The 13809-nt window shown below is 69.8% G+C and carries 19 protein-coding genes; 14 read left to right on the forward strand and 5 right to left on the reverse strand.

The window, feature by feature from the left end; translation table 11 throughout:
- Positions 1-1004: restriction endonuclease subunit R (locus K2X24_RS10060; protein WP_292497377.1), on the forward strand; the 1004-nt coding region annotated here is incomplete at its 5' end.
- A 117-nt stretch (positions 1005-1121) separates the two neighbouring features.
- A complete protein-coding gene (locus K2X24_RS10065; RefSeq protein WP_292497379.1) occupies positions 1122-1514 on the forward strand; it encodes a phage holin family protein in 393 nt (130 codons plus the stop codon).
- A gap of 3 nt (positions 1515-1517) precedes the next feature.
- Here K2X24_RS10065 and K2X24_RS10070 read toward each other — a convergent pair whose 3' ends face one another.
- From K2X24_RS10070 to epmA, 3 genes are all read right to left on the reverse strand, one after another.
- Positions 1518-1967 carry a Tellurite resistance protein TerB gene (locus K2X24_RS10070; RefSeq protein ID WP_292497381.1) on the reverse strand — a complete coding sequence of 150 codons (450 nt, stop codon included), beginning with the start codon at positions 1965-1967 and terminating at the stop codon, positions 1518-1520.
- A 71-nt stretch (positions 1968-2038) separates the two neighbouring features.
- Positions 2039-3109, reverse strand: a complete 1071-nt coding sequence (locus tag K2X24_RS10075; protein WP_292497461.1) for a lysine-2,3-aminomutase-like protein — start codon at positions 3107-3109, stop codon at positions 2039-2041.
- 8 nt (positions 3110-3117) lie between these two features.
- Positions 3118-4170 carry an EF-P lysine aminoacylase EpmA gene (epmA, locus tag K2X24_RS10080; protein WP_292497384.1) on the reverse strand — a complete coding sequence of 351 codons (1053 nt, stop codon included), beginning with the start codon at positions 4168-4170 and terminating at the stop codon, positions 3118-3120.
- Between the two features lie 125 nt (positions 4171-4295).
- Between epmA and efp the strand changes: the two genes are divergently transcribed.
- A complete protein-coding gene (gene efp, locus K2X24_RS10085; protein ID WP_292497462.1) occupies positions 4296-4922 on the forward strand; it encodes an elongation factor P in 627 nt (208 codons plus the stop codon).
- Between the two features lie 26 nt (positions 4923-4948).
- On the opposite strand, the gene K2X24_RS10090 is transcribed toward efp, so the two are convergent.
- A complete protein-coding gene (locus K2X24_RS10090) occupies positions 4949-5938 on the reverse strand; it encodes a DUF1624 domain-containing protein (RefSeq protein ID WP_292497386.1) in 990 nt (329 codons plus the stop codon).
- 282 nt (positions 5939-6220) lie between these two features.
- Here K2X24_RS10090 and K2X24_RS10095 point away from each other — a divergent pair, with 282 nt between their 5' ends.
- The 10 genes from K2X24_RS10095 (at position 6221) to K2X24_RS10140 (ending at position 12397) form a co-directional block, all read left to right on the forward strand.
- Positions 6221-6838, forward strand: coding sequence for a cold-shock protein (locus K2X24_RS10095; RefSeq protein ID WP_292497389.1), 618 nt, complete (start codon positions 6221-6223; stop codon positions 6836-6838).
- 65 nt (positions 6839-6903) lie between these two features.
- Entirely contained in the window at positions 6904-7347 is a 444-nt protein-coding gene (locus K2X24_RS10100; RefSeq protein ID WP_292497464.1) for a DUF192 domain-containing protein, read from the forward strand.
- Between the two features lie 137 nt (positions 7348-7484).
- Positions 7485-7964 (forward strand): hypothetical protein, encoded by a 480-nt coding sequence (locus tag K2X24_RS10105; protein ID WP_292497390.1) that lies wholly within the window; start codon positions 7485-7487, stop codon positions 7962-7964.
- Positions 7965-8040: 76 nt separating this feature from the next.
- Positions 8041-8937, forward strand: a complete 897-nt coding sequence (locus tag K2X24_RS10110) for a dienelactone hydrolase family protein (protein WP_292497393.1) — start codon at positions 8041-8043, stop codon at positions 8935-8937.
- Positions 8938-9091: 154 nt separating this feature from the next.
- Entirely contained in the window at positions 9092-9532 is a 441-nt protein-coding gene (locus tag K2X24_RS10115; RefSeq protein WP_292497395.1) for a response regulator, read from the forward strand.
- Between the two features lie 75 nt (positions 9533-9607).
- Complete coding sequence (locus K2X24_RS10120) at positions 9608-9829, forward strand: hypothetical protein (RefSeq protein WP_292497398.1); 222 nt, start codon at positions 9608-9610, stop codon at positions 9827-9829.
- 142 nt (positions 9830-9971) lie between these two features.
- Entirely contained in the window at positions 9972-11165 is a 1194-nt protein-coding gene (locus K2X24_RS10125) for an alpha/beta hydrolase fold domain-containing protein (RefSeq protein WP_292497401.1), read from the forward strand.
- A gap of 41 nt (positions 11166-11206) precedes the next feature.
- The gene (locus tag K2X24_RS10130) at positions 11207-11818 is read left to right on the forward strand and encodes a glutathione S-transferase (RefSeq protein WP_292497403.1); all 612 of its coding nucleotides are present in this window, start codon (positions 11207-11209) and stop codon (positions 11816-11818) included.
- Positions 11819-11874: 56 nt separating this feature from the next.
- A complete protein-coding gene (locus tag K2X24_RS10135) occupies positions 11875-12072 on the forward strand; it encodes a hypothetical protein (RefSeq protein WP_292497405.1) in 198 nt (65 codons plus the stop codon).
- 148 nt (positions 12073-12220) lie between these two features.
- Positions 12221-12397, forward strand: coding sequence for a DUF1328 domain-containing protein (locus K2X24_RS10140; protein WP_003599466.1), 177 nt, complete (start codon positions 12221-12223; stop codon positions 12395-12397).
- A 127-nt stretch (positions 12398-12524) separates the two neighbouring features.
- On the opposite strand, the gene K2X24_RS10145 is transcribed toward K2X24_RS10140, so the two are convergent.
- Positions 12525-12782, reverse strand: a complete 258-nt coding sequence (locus K2X24_RS10145) for a NepR family anti-sigma factor (protein WP_292497457.1) — start codon at positions 12780-12782, stop codon at positions 12525-12527.
- 147 nt (positions 12783-12929) lie between these two features.
- On the opposite strand from K2X24_RS10145, the gene K2X24_RS10150 reads away from it, so the two are divergent.
- Entirely contained in the window at positions 12930-13733 is an 804-nt protein-coding gene (locus K2X24_RS10150) for a response regulator (protein WP_238275395.1), read from the forward strand.
- The last annotated feature ends 76 nt before the right edge of the window (positions 13734-13809 follow it).

Below are 13809 nucleotides of genomic sequence, written 5' to 3' on the forward strand. Positions count from 1 at the left end.
GGCAGATCGCGGAATCGGCGGCCTTCACGGTCTATCTCAGCGCCACCGCCGGACAGGCGCCGCACGAACTCTCCTATCTCGGCCACCTCCTCGGCCACGCGGCGGGCGAGCCGGCCGCGACCCTGGCGGAGTTCCGTGCCCTGATGCAGCGCCTCGGGATCGGCCGGGCCAAGGGGCGCTGGACCAACTGGTCCTGGGAGGCGAACCCGCGCGACTGCGCGGTGATGGCCGAGCTCCTGTTCAAGGGCGAGCGGGCGATCGGCCTGCGCCGCCGCCCCGCCGATATCGCCGGCTGGCCGGAGGTGCAGCGCGAACTCAGCCCCGTGGCCCTGAGCCCCGCCGAGCGCCGGCTCTACGACGCGACCTGGCGCGAGTTCCGGCGCGAATGGGGGCTCCTCGGCGGCAGCACCCGCCGGCCGGCCGGCTGGGCGGCGGATCTGCGCTTCCGCCAGAAGGCCAGCCTGCTGCGGGTTTCGGGCACGGCCGCCTTCGCCGATCTCCTGATCGAGGACGGCCATCAGGTGGCGATCTCGGTGGCCTTCCTGGAGACGGGCGACGCTCTGGTCGAGGCCCTGCGCGCGGCGGGCTGGCGCGCGGATTCCATCACGGGGACACGGGCGGGGGAGGCCAACGAGGCGACCCGGCTCGCCTTCCAGGGCGGAGACCTCGACGCCGTGGTCTTCACCGTCACCGAATCGATTTCCCTGCACGAGGGCGAGATGCCCGGCGGCACGCGGCCTCGCGCCCTCATCGTCCACGACCTGCGCCACAGCGCGATCCAGCTCACGCAGATCGAGGGGCGCTGCCACCGCGACGGGCGGCGGGCGACGATCTACTACGCGCTGGCCGAGGACACGGTGGAGGAGCGCATCGCCGCCACCGTGGTCGGCCGCATGGCCGCCATGGAAGCGATGGCGGGTGAGGACACGGTGCTGCTCGACGCCATCGCGGCGGCGATCCGGGAGGCACCGGATGTCGCGGAGCGGGAAGCCCCACCAGCCTGATCGACGCGCGGAGACCGGAACGCGATCGAACCGCCACGGTTGTGGCTTGCAAGAGATCTCGAACGAGACGTCTCTAGCGTCCCGCACCCGCCGAACCCACCACGAGGACCCGACCCGATGGCCCAACCGACGCAGAGCCTGCGCAGCCTGATCAGCGAGGGCCTGCGCCATGGCGGCGACCTCGTCGGCCAGGAACTCGAACTGATGCGGCGGGAGACGGACGGGAACATCCAGGCCATCCTCGGCCTCGTTGCCCGCTTCGGGACCGCGCTCGTGCTCGTGGTCGCGGCCCTGGTGATGCTGTTCGTCGCCCTGGTGAAGGGGCTCGCGGCGCTGATCGGCTCCGAGATCCTGGCCGCGCTCATCGTGGGCGGCCCGTTCGCGGCCGCCGCCCTCGTCCTGACCGTGATGGGCCTGCGCCGGATGGCCCGCTCGAACCTGCTGCCGCGCCGCTTCGAGCGCCAGGTCGAGAAGGATGCGGCCCTCGTCTCGGATCGCGTCTCCGGCTGAGGCTCAGGCCCCGGCCGCCGATCCGAGCAGGGCGTCCTTGTCGACCTTCAGGGCGGCGGCGATCTCGGCGAGCGCCGCGTGCTCGACGGCGCTGATGCCGGCTTGGTCGGCCACGTCGGCGGCGATGAGGAAGACGGCCCGGCGCTGGACGGCGTCCCGGTCGGCGATGGCGGCGACGAAGCCGAGGTTCTCGGCCCGGCCGGCGCGGGTCCGGGCGCGGGCGATGCCCTCGAACAGTTCGGCCTCGAGCTTCAGGGTGTCGTAGCCCTTCTCGAGGATCGGGTTGGCGCGCATGCCGGCGAGCGCCGCCTCGATCTCCTCCTCGTCGATCTCGTAATCGGCCAGGATGACATTGGCGGCGGCCGAGACCGCCGCCTCCATCAGGGGGCGGTCGCCGAGATAGGACGACATGGTCTGGCTGAAGCGCCCGACGAAATCCTGAAACACACCCATCAGCTTCCCCGAGGATCGTGAGGCCGCGCGCCGCGCGTTCCCGGCATCAAAAGCGTTGCGGCGAAGGGCTGTCAACGCACAGGGTCGTCCCGGTGCGGTTCGGTCTCGGGCGGGTAGGCGTGCTCCGCACCGCGCGGATCGGTGACCCGCCAGCCGGACGCCGAGACCGTGAGGTAATCCGGCCCCACCGGCACCTTGCCGTGCCCGCCCGGGATGTCGAGGACGTAGAGCGGCTGGGCGAGGCCCGAGAGACGGCCGCGCAGGGCCCGCATGAGGTCGCGGCCCTGCCCGAGGCCGGTGCGCAGGTGCCCCGTGCCGGGGGCGAGATCGCCGTGATGCAGGTAGTAGGGCTTGATCCGGTTCTCGACGAAGCGTCGCATCAGGCTCTCCAGGGTGGCGGGATCGTCGTTGATTCCGGCGAGCAGCACCGTCTGGCTCACCATGGGGATGCCGGCATCCACCAGCCGCGCGATCGCCGCCATGGCGGCCGGCGTGAACTCGCGCGGATGGTTGGCGTGGAGCGCCACGAAGACCGCGCCGCCGAACCGCTTCAGGGCGGCGAGGCGCGCCGGCGTGACCGCGCCCGGATCGACCACAGGCACGCGGGTGTGGAGGCGCAGGACGCGCACGTGCGGGATACCGGCCAGAACCTCGGCGATGTGGGCGAGGCGGCGAGCCGAGAGCGCGAAGGGGTCGCCCCCTGTGATCACCACCTCCCAGATCTCGGGCCGGGCCGCGATGTAGGCCAGCGCCCGCGCCAGATCGGCCTCGCCGAGCGTGCCCAGCCCGTCCGGCCCGACCATCTCGCGCCGGAAGCAGAAGCGGCAATAGACCGGGCAGACGTGGAGCGGCTTCAGGAGCACGCGGTCCGGGTAGCGGTGGACGATCCCGGGCAGGGGGCTGTGCGCGTCGTCGCCGATGGGATCGGCCGTCTCCTCGGGCCGTGTCTCCAGTTCCTCGGCCCGGGGCAGGAACTGGCGGGCGATCGGATCGGCCGGATCGGCGGGGTCGATCAGCTCGGCCATGTCGGGCGTCACTGAGACGGCGTAGCGCGCCGCCACCGCCTCCAGGGCGGGCAGGTCGGCGGGCGCCGCAAGGCCGGCGCGGGCCAGGGCCGCCGGATCGCGCAGGATTCCGTTCATGGGCCGGCTCACGCCGGGTCTCCCGCCACGGGGGTCCAGATCACGTCGTCGATGCGCGGCGCGCCGGTGGCGAGCATGACCAGGCGGTCGAGGCCCAGCGCGATGCCGCTCGCCTCCGGCATCACCGCGAGGGCGGCGAGGAAATCCTCGTCGATGGGGTAGGTCTCGCCGTAGACGCGCGCCTTCTCGGCCATCGCGCACGCGAAGCGGCGGCGCTGCTCCTCGGCATCGGTCAGTTCGCCGAAGGCATTCGCGAGTTCGACGCCGCAGGCGTAGAGTTCGAAGCGCTCCGCCACGCGAGGGTCGCGCGGACTGGGGCGGGCGAGCGCGGCCTCGCTCACCGGGTACTCGTACAGGATGGTGGGCCGCCCGAGGCCGAGATGCGGCTCGATCCGGGCGACGAGGACGCGGCTGAACAGATCGCCCCAGGTGTCGTCCTCGGCCACGCGCAGGCCGGACCGCACCACCGCCGCCGCGAGGCCGTCGCGGTCCGTGCGGCCGTCGCGGTCGACGGTGGCGAGGAGGTCGATCCCGGCGCGCTGCGCAAATGCTTCCGCCAGGGTGATCCGCTCGAACGCCGCGAAGGGGTCCGCCTCGCGGCCACGATGCTGCAGGCGCCGCGTGCCCGCCCGCTCGGCCGCGAGAGCCAGGAGGTCGGCGCAGTCGCGCATGAGGTCTGTGTAGTCGGCCCCTGCCCGGTACCATTCCAGCATGGTGAATTCCGGGTGGTGCAGGGGTCCGCGCTCGCGGTTGCGGAAGACCCGGGCGAAGCTGACGATCCGCTCCTCGCCGGCCGCCAGCAGCTTCTTGCAGGCGAACTCGGGCGACGTATGGAGGAAGAGCGGCCGGCGCGACCCGTCCGGCCCCAGGACCTCCGTGGCGAAGGCCGAGAGATGGGCCTCGTTGCCCGGCGAGACCTGGAGCGCGGCCGCCTCCACCTCGACGAAACCGGCCTGCCCGAAATGCGCCCGCAACGCCGCGACGATGCGGTTGCGCGCCATCAGGGCGGGGCGGCGGTCGGCGTGCCGGTGCGGGGCCCACCAGGGGGAGGGGGTGTTCATCGTGTGGCCGGGAACGCAGGAATCATGATGCGGGAATTTCGGCTCTCTCGGGCGCCGCCGCGCGCCGCGACTGGCAACGGGGCCTCGGATAGGTTAGTGGCGGGGCCATGATGTCGCTCCCGCGGATGAACCCGCGCCGGGGCGATGCGTCCGTTTTTCCAACGAACACAGCAGGACCAGACCCCGTGAAGGTGATCGCCTCTACGCTCCGCAAGGGCAACGTCGTCGACAAGGATGGCAAGCTCTACGTCATCCTGACGGTCGAGAACATCCACCCCGGCAAGGGCACCCCGGTGACGCAGCTCGACATGCGCCGCATCACCGACGGCGTGAAGGTGTCCGAGCGCTACCGCACCACCGAGTCGGTTGAGCGCGCCTTCGTCGAGGACCGCGAGCACACCTTCCTCTACGAGGACGGCGAGGGCTTCCACTTCATGAACCCCGAGAACTACGACCAGGTCGCGATCCCCAAGGACGTCGTCGGCTCGGCCGCGCCGTACCTGCAGGAAGGCATGGCCGTGATGGTCTCCACCCATAACGGCGTGGCCCTGACCCTGGAGCTGCCCCAGCGCGTCGTGCTCGAGGTGACCGAGACCGAGCCGGCGATGAAGGGCCAGACCGCCTCCTCCTCCTACAAGCCCGCCATTCTCTCCAACGGCGTGCGCACCGCCGTGCCGCCGCACATCGCGGTGGGCACCCGCGTGGTGATCATGACCGAGGACGGCTCCTACGTGGAGCGCGCCAAGGACTGATCCGACCTCGGGACGGTGCCCCGCCCTCAGGGTGCCGGCGCCGTTCCCTCGGCCGCCTCGTAGCAGGCCTGCGACAGCGCCTGGGCCTTCAGGCGCTCCTCGACCGTGAAGCTGCGCGGCCGGTCGGCCCAGAGCCCTTCGCGCCGGAAGGCGTCGGAGACGCAGGACGCGGCCGCGGTGCAGGCGCCGACCTCTCCGCCCGTGGCGGTGCAGTTGCGGACATAGAGTGCCCGGAACTCGGCGACACCGGCCTGCGGATGCGGCCCGGTCAGGGTCACGAGGCCGGTGAAGAAGCCCATCAGCACCGGCTGGTGGATGAGGTAGACCGCGAGGCTGTGCCGCCCGGCAAAGGTGAGGCCCCGCGCCAGCCGCCCCCGCGCCCGCCATCCCCCGGCCCGAGAGCCCGCGAAGGCCGGCAGACCGGCGCGGGCCAGGGCGACACCGATGAGGACGAGGCCCGCCCAGGGCATCAGCGGCACGTAATCGTTGGTTTGGGGCGTCCCGCGTCCGAGGCCGAGGAACGCCAGAACCGGCGCGTCCAGCCAGTCGGCCGAAACGAAGTGCGGCGCGGCCAGGATGGCGAGCCCGCCGAGGCCTGCGCTCCAGACCGGCAGGCGGCGCACGAAGGGCAGGGCGAGGACGCTGGCGACGGCGATGCAGTGCAGGATGCCGAAGAAGATGTAGTGCGCCGGGTCGGTCAGCACCGTGGCGCCGGTGACGAGGAGCGCGGCGCCCGCGATCCGCGCCAGTCTCAGGGCGAAGGGCCGGGCCGCGAAGCGGGCGCCGTTCATCAGCACCAGTCCGACACCGACGAGGATCAGAAAGCTCCCCGCGATCCCGTGCGCCGCCACGCGGCCGAGCGGCGTCAGGGCGTAGTTCTCGGGCGTCAGGCGCAGGGCGCCCAGATCCCAGAGGGCGTGATACGTCGCCATCGCCGCGAGGGCGACGCCGCGGGTCGCATCGATGGCGTCGAAGCGCGGGCGGGACGGCGTGGTCGGGGAAACGGGGCTGGTCATGCCGGCATGCCCCTAGCACCGATCCGCCACGGAGGCGCCACCACCCGGCCGTCCGGATTTCGGCGCGCGTGGTGAACGAAATTTGAACCCGGGTCGCCGAAGCCCGAAAACCCTTTGGCCGGTGAACGCGATAGGACGGATCGTTCTGTTGCGCCCGAACCGCCGTGCCGAACAATGCGGCATCGATGAACCTCCGCGACCGTCAAACGGGCTTCCGCCGAGTCATGACTTCGTTAATCTCTTTCACGAGTCGCGTGGCGTGATTCGGTGTGGGTTGCTTACATGTCGGACGATTTCGGTTCGGGCCCGTTCGGGCGGCATTCGTCGGGGGAGACCGACGACACCCGCGCCGGCGAAAGCCCCGGCGCGGACATCCAGCGCCCCCTGGACCTCATCGAGGTGGCGGGCCGGATCAAGTGGTTCGATGTCGCCAAGGGCTTCGGCTTCATCGTCCCCGACGACGGCTCGGCGGACGTGCTGCTCCACATCACCTGCCTGCGGCGCGACGGACACCAGAGTGCCAGCGAGGGCGCGCGGGTCGTCGTGGAAGCCACGGAGCGGCCGCGCGGCTGGCAGGCCTTCCGGGTCCTGTCCCTCGACCAGTCGACGGCGACCCACCCCTCCGAACTGCCCTTGCCGCGCACCCACGTCACCGTCACGCCGACCAGCGGGCTCGAAACCGCCGTGGTGAAGTGGTTCAACCGGCTGCGCGGATTCGGCTTCCTCAGCCGGGGCGACGGCACGGCGGACATCTTCGTGCACATGGAGACGCTTCGCCGCTACGGCATCGCCGAACTCAAGCCCGGCGAGATGGTTCTTGTCCGCTACGGCGACGGTTCGAAGGGCAGGATGGCGGCCGAAGTCCGCCTCCTCGACGGCGCACTGCCCGCTTCACATTGACGGATGGTCCGGTGATTTCTCGACGCACGACCGACTGGCGCGGCCGCTTCTGCGCGCTCCTCGCGATGACGCTCATCGCCCTGGCACCCGGTGCGGTCGCGGCGCAGGATGCCGCCTCCGGGCCGACCGAGCCCTTGAGCATCGTCACCCGGGGCGGACGGCACAACTTCGCCGTGGAGGTGATGCGCACCGACGCCGACCGCTCGCGCGGGCTCATGTACCGCCGCGCCATGGCCCCGGACCACGGCATGCTGTTCGACTTCGCGGCGACGGCCCCCGTCGCGATGTGGATGAAGAACACCTACCTGCCCCTGGACATGCTGTTCATCAGGCCGGACGGCAGCATCGCGAAGATCGCGGCCGATACCGAGCCGCTGTCCACGAAGGTGATCCCCTCGAACGAGCCCGTTCTCTCGGTGCTCGAACTCAATGCCGGAACGGCGGCCCGGCTGAAGATCCACCCCGGTGATCGGGTCGAGCATCCGGTCTTCAGCTCCAAGACGCGCTGAGGGCACCGAGCCGGCTACGGCCGAACACATCAAGAACAAAGGCTTGACGCCTGTTCCGTTTCGGATCACTGTTCCCTTAATGTTCTGAACCGTTCCGGCGTGCCAAGGGCGCACCGCGACGTCGACGAGGGAACATCATGATCGACCAGCATTCGGATCACGCCTGCACGACCCCGAACCGTCCGTTCGTGAACACCGAATGGCGCCTGCTCGTCGACGGGCTGGAACATCGGACCAGCGGTTACTTCATCGCCGCGGACATGATCGCGATGCGGCGGGGCGATCTCTGGGAGTGGCCGCTGCACCTCTCGGAGAAGAACTGGTGCGGCCCGCGCGCCTTTCGGGAGGCCTTCCTGGCGGCGCTCGATGCGTTCGGCGTCAGCCCCGACGCGAACCTCGCGCGCTCCTTCGCCCTCGGCTTCGGACTCGTCGCGGGCCCGGGCACCAGGGTCGGCGGAGAGGACTTCGTCGCCCTCGGCGAGTTGGTGCGGCCGAAGCCCCCGGCCACGACCCGCAAGCGCTCTGCTGCGTCCGAGGCCCGGACGCCGTCGCGCCGAACCGCGACACCCGTGCCGAAGCGGATGGGCGACCCCAACCGTCAGCGCGCAACCCTCTGACACCCGGGACCGGGATGGTCCCGCGCCCGCGCTGCCCTAGCTGTCACGGACAGGTCCGAGACCGACCGGGGACACCATGTCGAACACGCCCGATTGTCCATCCGCCGACGCGCCGCTCGGAGGTCTCGACGGGCTGCTGACGCCGCCGTTTTCCCGGCGTGGTTTCGTCATGACGAGCCTGATGACGGGCCTCACCCTGGCGACGACCTCGGTCGAGGCGCAGGTGATCCGGACCGATGCCGAGGGTCTGGAGGCCGGTGAGGTGAAGATCCCGGCCGGCGACGGCCCGATGCCGGGTTACCGCGCGATGCCCGTCGGCGAAGGACCGTTTCCCGTCGTTCTGGTCATCGAGGAAATCTTCGGCGTCCACGAGTACATCAAGGACATCTGCCGCCGACTCGCCAAGGCGGGCTACTGCGCCGTCGCACCCGAACTCTACGCCCGGCAGGGCGACCTCTCCACGATGACGGACGCCAAGCTCATCATCCGGGACGTCATCTCGAAGACACCGGACGCGCAGTGGATGGCAGACCTCGACGCGGCAGCCTCCTGGGCGGTGTCCGCCTCACGGGGCGATCCGGCCCGGATCGGGACCATGGGCTGGTGTCGGGGCGGGCGGGGCGTCTGGCTCTACGCGGCACACCGCCGGGACCTCAAGGCGGCCGTGGCCTGGTATGGGCCGGTGGGCGGAGACCGCACCGAGATCCAGCCGCGTACCGGCACCGACGTGGCGGCCGAAATCAACGCGCCGATCCTGGCCCTCTATGGGGGCGCCGATACCGGCATCCCGGTGGCGACGGTCGAGGCCGCGCGGGACAAGGCCGTCGCGGCAGGGAAATCCGTTGAGCTGGTGGTCTACCCGGAGGCGCCGCACGGTTTCCATGCCGATTACCGGCCGAGCTACCGTCCCGTCGAGGCCAAGGATGGTTGGGCGCGGGCCCTATCCTTTCTGAAGTCGCACGGCGTCGGCTAAAAGCCTCACGAAAGTGTGACACCGAAAGCACAACCGTCCACTCTCGCAGGTCGATACGCCACGCTGTCCGATCGGCCACATTGACACTTTCCGTGCCCCGTGGCGCAACATTGTCAGCGGCCCGCCGTTCTGGCCTCAAGAGCGTTCCGGACCCATGAGTGCAGTGACTTCCTCGGATGCACGCCCCGTGATTCTCGTCGTCGAGGACGAACCCGACGAGCGCTTCCTCGCGGCCGAACTTCTGGAAGAGACGGGTTTCCGGGTGATCGAGGCCGAGACGGCCGAGCGCGCCCTCGCCATCCTGAACGACCGGGCCGATGAAGTCAGCGTCGTCTTCTCCGACGTACGCACGCCGGGGCCGATCGGTGGCTTCGAGCTCGCGCGCATCATCGGCGTGACCTGGCCGCGGGTGCGCGTGCTCCTGACTTCGGGCGATGCCGGCGACCAGCCGAGCGACCTGCGGGTCTCCGCCACATTCATCCCGAAACCCTGGCGCGCCGCCGATATCCTGGCCTGGGTCGAGGAAGCCGCCGGACGGCCCGACGGGGCGCGGCGCGGCCCAGACGTGATCGGCTCCCCCGCAGGCGGCGCCTGAATTATTAGCATAGATCAATGGAAACATGAGGGCGTGTGGCCGTTGACGGGTTTCCCGCTAGCGAGAGGCCGCGCGATGGCCCACGAGCCGAACATGAAACCTGACCGTACCGCCTTTGCCCTCGACACGGATGACGGCTGGTCGTCGCTCACGGTCTTGTCCGATCAGCGAATGCTGTCAACGCTCGGCAATAGTCTGCGGCGGGTGTACGAGGACGTTATGGATTCGGCACAACCCAACGATCTCATGCGTCTGGCTGCCATGATCGACGCGCGCCGCAACCATTCCGCAGGCTGATCGCGCTGGAACGACTGGCTGAGTGCGGCGGGAATACCGCACTCAACGGCACTGGTTTGCCGTATGATCCTCGGGAATCCAGGTCCACATGTCGGCGGGGAAAGAACCCACGGCAGTTCCGGGCCGGTCGATCGGGCCTCCCATGCGTTTGAACCTTTCCCTCGGTCTTGCCGCCTGCGGCGTCGCTGCCCTGATCGCGGCCGGATCGCCGGCCTTCGCGGCCGCACCGCCCGTCCAGCCCAAGGACGGACCGGGTGGAATGGTCGACAGCGGCGCCACCATCATCAAGCGCGGTCTCGGCAAGGCCGGTGCCGGGAGCTTCGTGTTCTACAAGTCCGGCCCCGCCCCTGCGGAGGGGCGCCCGGTCGTGGTGTTCCTGCACGCCTGGGGCGCGCCGAACCCGCAGGCTTACGGCGCCTGGATCGATCACCTCGCCCGGACCGGCGCCCTCGTCGTCTTTCCGCGCTTCCAGGAACCGAACCGGACCCGGCCCTCTGAGGCCAGCGCCGCCGCCGTGCGCATCCTGGGCACCACCCTCTCGGATCTCCAGGCAGACGCGGAGGCCAAGCCCGACCGGACGCGCGTCGCGTTGATCGGCCATCTGGCCGGTGCCCCCATCGCGGCCAATATCGCGGCCGACGCCAAGGCGCAGGGACTGCCCGTTCCGCGCCTGGTCTTCGCGATCATGCCCGGCGGCATCGCCAGCGACGCGCGGGCGCGGGGCGTCGTCCTGCACGACCTCTCACGGATCGCGCCCGAAACCCTCGTCCTCACGGTGATCGGCGATCGCGACGCCCGGGCGGCCGACCTCGCCGCCCGGCGCCTGCTGCGCGAGGCCAGCAGCGTGCCGAGCGAGCGCAAGCTCTTCGTTCGCGCACTCTCGGACGATCACGGCTTTCCCGCCCTGACGGCGACGCTGTCCTCGCCGGCGGCCGTCGACACGGCCTATGACGGGGGCGCGATCAAGTTGCCGCCCGAACCGCCGCGCGACCCGAAGCAGCCGACGGCGCCGTTCAAGTGGACGCCCGACATGGCCCTGACGGGGGAGCAGACGACGCTGGTGGCGCAGATCAACAACGCCCGCACCGACAGCCTCGATTATCTCGCCTACTGGAAAACCTTCGATCTCGCCGCCGCCACCGCCTTCGGGGGCAGCGATGCCGGCGCCCTGAAGGGCAATTCGCGCTTCAGCGACATGGAGCGCTGGGCGGATGGCTGGCCCGTCAAGCGCCTCGCCGTCGAGACGCCGCGGGCCAGTGCGCCCGCACCGGCCGCCGTGGTGCCGGCCGCGCCCGCCGCACCGCGCGCCAAGCCTGCGAGTACGCGCCGCCCCTGAGGGCCCACACGAAGACCCGACCCCGACCCGGATCACGCCCGATGCAGCTGTTTCACTCCCACTTCTCGCCGTTCGCCCGCAAGGTCATGGTCGTCGCTCATGAGCACGGCCTCGCCGAATCCCTCGAACTCCTGCCCACGGCCGCCCACCCGGTGAAGCGCGACGGGACGATCCTCGCCCGCCATCCCCTCGCACAGGTGCCGACCCTGATCGACGAAACGGGCCGGGCGATCGCCGACAGCCGGGTGATCTGCGAATACCTCGATACCCGGGCCGGCGGCGGCCTGTTCCCCGAGGCCGGCCCGGCCCGCTGGATCGCACTGAACGATCAATCCACCGCCGACGGCATGCTCGATGCGGCCCTGCTGATCCGCTACGAGTTGACCGCACGGCCAGAAAGCGAGCGCTCAGCCGCCTGGATCGCGGCGCAGCAGGCCAAGATCGAGAGCGGGCTCGCGAGTTTCGAGGGCACCGCCGAGGCGTTCGCCGGCCGCGTGGATATCGGCACCATCGCCCTCGGTTGCGCGCTCGGCTACCTCGACCTGCGCTTTCCCGAAATTGTCTGGCGCGCGGCCCATCCGGGGCTCGGCACCTGGTACGAGGCGTTCGCCGCCCGTCCGTCCATGATGGCGACGCGCCCGCCCGCGGCCTGAGAACCGGTTGGCGCGCGAGTTGCGACGGCGTCTCCGGGTCAACCGGATGCGCCGCCATGCCCGATTTCGTCGCCACCCTCGCCGCCGCCGCCCTGTTCTGCGGAGGCGTCCTGATCCTCAACGGACTGACGCGCCTCGCGCTTCACCTGCACCTCGCGCCCGCCGACCTCGCCGAGAACGGGCTCCTCCAATACGGTCTGGCCCTGGGGCTCGCGGGCCTGTTCTGGCGTCTGGCGGCGCGCGATCCGATCTAATCCGGTTTCGCATCGTGAAGACTCAGCGCAGCGTCGCGAAAAGATGGCGATCGTGTGACGGCCCCAGGAACCCCGTCGGTAACTTGACGTTATGCTGTCATGAGGTCGCAGCCGATGCTGCACCGTACTTGATAGAGGGTTGAGTCACATGCTCGGATGGGCCGTTACGTTCCTGGTCGTCGCCCTCGTCGCGGCGCTCCTCGGCTTCGGTGGTATCGCCGGCACGGCGATGGAAGCTGCCAAGCTCGTGTTCTTCGTCGCGATCGTGCTTTTCGCCATCTCCGCCGTGATCGGCCTAATGCGCGGTCGTTCGCCGACGCTCTGACCCGCACAGGCGTCGCGATCGACGCCGAGAGGTTCGCAGAAGCGAAAGCTGTATAAAGGAAGGGCCGCTCGCCGAAACGAGCGGCCCTTTCCCGTCATGGGTAGGACGAAGCGGCGAACCGGATGCGTCAGCTTTGGGAATCCGATTCCGGCATCGACGTATCCAGCTTGGCGATCAGATCGCGAAAGCGGTCGGGGACAGGCTGCTGCACGATGGTGTCGTACATCGCCCGCAGATGCAGGCCGATCCGCATCTGCGTATGATCGCTCAGACCCTGTCGTGACGTCGCATCCGAGCCGTTCGGGGCTGGTCCCTCGACGGAGGGGCCACCGCCCGATTCGTTGTCTTCCATACTTCGGTCCCCTTGGATGTCGACAAGCGACATCGCCGCGATTGTTTTGCGGCTTCACATAGGCCATGGCTGCACCTGCAACGCTGGTGTGAACAATCGGTTCCCAGCCGGCGGAACGGAGCCCCGCATTCCGCGTTGTGGCGGAGGCGCCCGAGAGAACGGCAAAGCCAAGGGGATATAATGTCGACAGCTCAACTCGTCGTTCAGCATCTGCCGTACCTGCGCCGTTACGCGCGGGCGCTGACCGGCAGCCAGGTTGCTGGCGACGCCTATGTGGCGGCCACTCTGGAAACTCTGGTGAACGAGCCGGAGACGCTCGGCCGCAGCTCGAACGTCAAGGCCGACCTGTTCCGCGTGTTCACCCGCATCTGGAACTCTCTCTCGGTGAATGGCCAGAGCGAACAGGTTCAGCACGACCTCCCGGCTGAGGTGCGCCTCGGCCAGATCACGCCGCTTCCGCGTCAGGCCTTCCTGCTGTCCTGCCTCGAGGGCTTCTCGGAGGAGGACGCCGCGATCATCCTCGCGGTGGACGTGAGCGAGGTCCGGGATCTCGTGGACGAAGCCGGCCGCGAACTCGCAGCCGACATGGCCACCGAAATTCTCATCATCGAGGACGAGCCGCTCATCGCGATGGACCTCGAGGCCCTGGTCGAGGGTCTGGGCCACAACGTGATCGGCGTCGCCCGCACCCGGACCGAAGCCATCAAGATCGCCTCCGAGGGCACGCGCCCCGGCCTGATCCTGGCCGACATCCAACTCGCCGACGGCAGCTCCGGCCTCGATGCGGTGAACGACCTCCTGAAGACCTTCGAGGTACCGGTGATCTTCATCACGGCCTACCCGGAACGCTTCCTCACCGGCGAGCGTCCCGAGCCGGCCTTCCTCATCGCCAAGCCGTTCCAGCCCGCCAACGTCTCGGCGGTCATCAGCCAGGCGCTGTTCTTCCAGCAGAGCGCACGCCGCCGCGAGGCCAAGTCGGCCTGATCGCGACGTCCACGCACGACATCTTCGAAGATCGAGAACCCCGGCCAGCGCCGGGGTTTTTTTCGTTGCTCGCAGG

This window comes from Methylobacterium sp., assembly GCF_019750675.1.
In the GTDB taxonomy this organism is placed as follows: domain Bacteria; phylum Pseudomonadota; class Alphaproteobacteria; order Rhizobiales; family Beijerinckiaceae; genus Methylobacterium.

Coding starts and splice junctions, on each gene's coding strand:
- K2X24_RS10120 (WP_292497398.1), top strand. CDS start 9,608: ATGGCCCACGAGCCGAACATGAAACCTGACCGTACCGCCTTTGCCCTC.
- K2X24_RS10065 (WP_292497379.1), top strand. CDS start 1,122: ATGGCCCAACCGACGCAGAGCCTGCGCAGCCTGATCAGCGAGGGCCTG.
- K2X24_RS10110 (WP_292497393.1), top strand. CDS start 8,041: ATGTCGAACACGCCCGATTGTCCATCCGCCGACGCGCCGCTCGGAGGT.
- efp (WP_292497462.1), top strand. CDS start 4,296: ATGAACCCGCGCCGGGGCGATGCGTCCGTTTTTCCAACGAACACAGCA.
- K2X24_RS10100 (WP_292497464.1), top strand. CDS start 6,904: ATGACGCTCATCGCCCTGGCACCCGGTGCGGTCGCGGCGCAGGATGCC.
- K2X24_RS10115 (WP_292497395.1), top strand. CDS start 9,092: ATGAGTGCAGTGACTTCCTCGGATGCACGCCCCGTGATTCTCGTCGTC.
- K2X24_RS10140 (WP_003599466.1), top strand. CDS start 12,221: ATGCTCGGATGGGCCGTTACGTTCCTGGTCGTCGCCCTCGTCGCGGCG.
- K2X24_RS10095 (WP_292497389.1), top strand. CDS start 6,221: ATGTCGGACGATTTCGGTTCGGGCCCGTTCGGGCGGCATTCGTCGGGG.
- K2X24_RS10130 (WP_292497403.1), top strand. CDS start 11,207: ATGCAGCTGTTTCACTCCCACTTCTCGCCGTTCGCCCGCAAGGTCATG.
- K2X24_RS10145 (WP_292497457.1), bottom strand. CDS start 12,782: ATGTCGCTTGTCGACATCCAAGGGGACCGAAGTATGGAAGACAACGAA.
- K2X24_RS10105 (WP_292497390.1), top strand. CDS start 7,485: ATGATCGACCAGCATTCGGATCACGCCTGCACGACCCCGAACCGTCCG.
- K2X24_RS10135 (WP_292497405.1), top strand. CDS start 11,875: ATGCCCGATTTCGTCGCCACCCTCGCCGCCGCCGCCCTGTTCTGCGGA.
- K2X24_RS10090 (WP_292497386.1), bottom strand. CDS start 5,938: ATGACCAGCCCCGTTTCCCCGACCACGCCGTCCCGCCCGCGCTTCGAC.
- epmA (WP_292497384.1), bottom strand. CDS start 4,170: ATGAACACCCCCTCCCCCTGGTGGGCCCCGCACCGGCACGCCGACCGC.
- K2X24_RS10075 (WP_292497461.1), bottom strand. CDS start 3,109: ATGAACGGAATCCTGCGCGATCCGGCGGCCCTGGCCCGCGCCGGCCTT.
- K2X24_RS10150 (WP_238275395.1), top strand. CDS start 12,930: ATGTCGACAGCTCAACTCGTCGTTCAGCATCTGCCGTACCTGCGCCGT.
- K2X24_RS10125 (WP_292497401.1), top strand. CDS start 9,972: ATGCGTTTGAACCTTTCCCTCGGTCTTGCCGCCTGCGGCGTCGCTGCC.
- K2X24_RS10070 (WP_292497381.1), bottom strand. CDS start 1,967: ATGGGTGTGTTTCAGGATTTCGTCGGGCGCTTCAGCCAGACCATGTCG.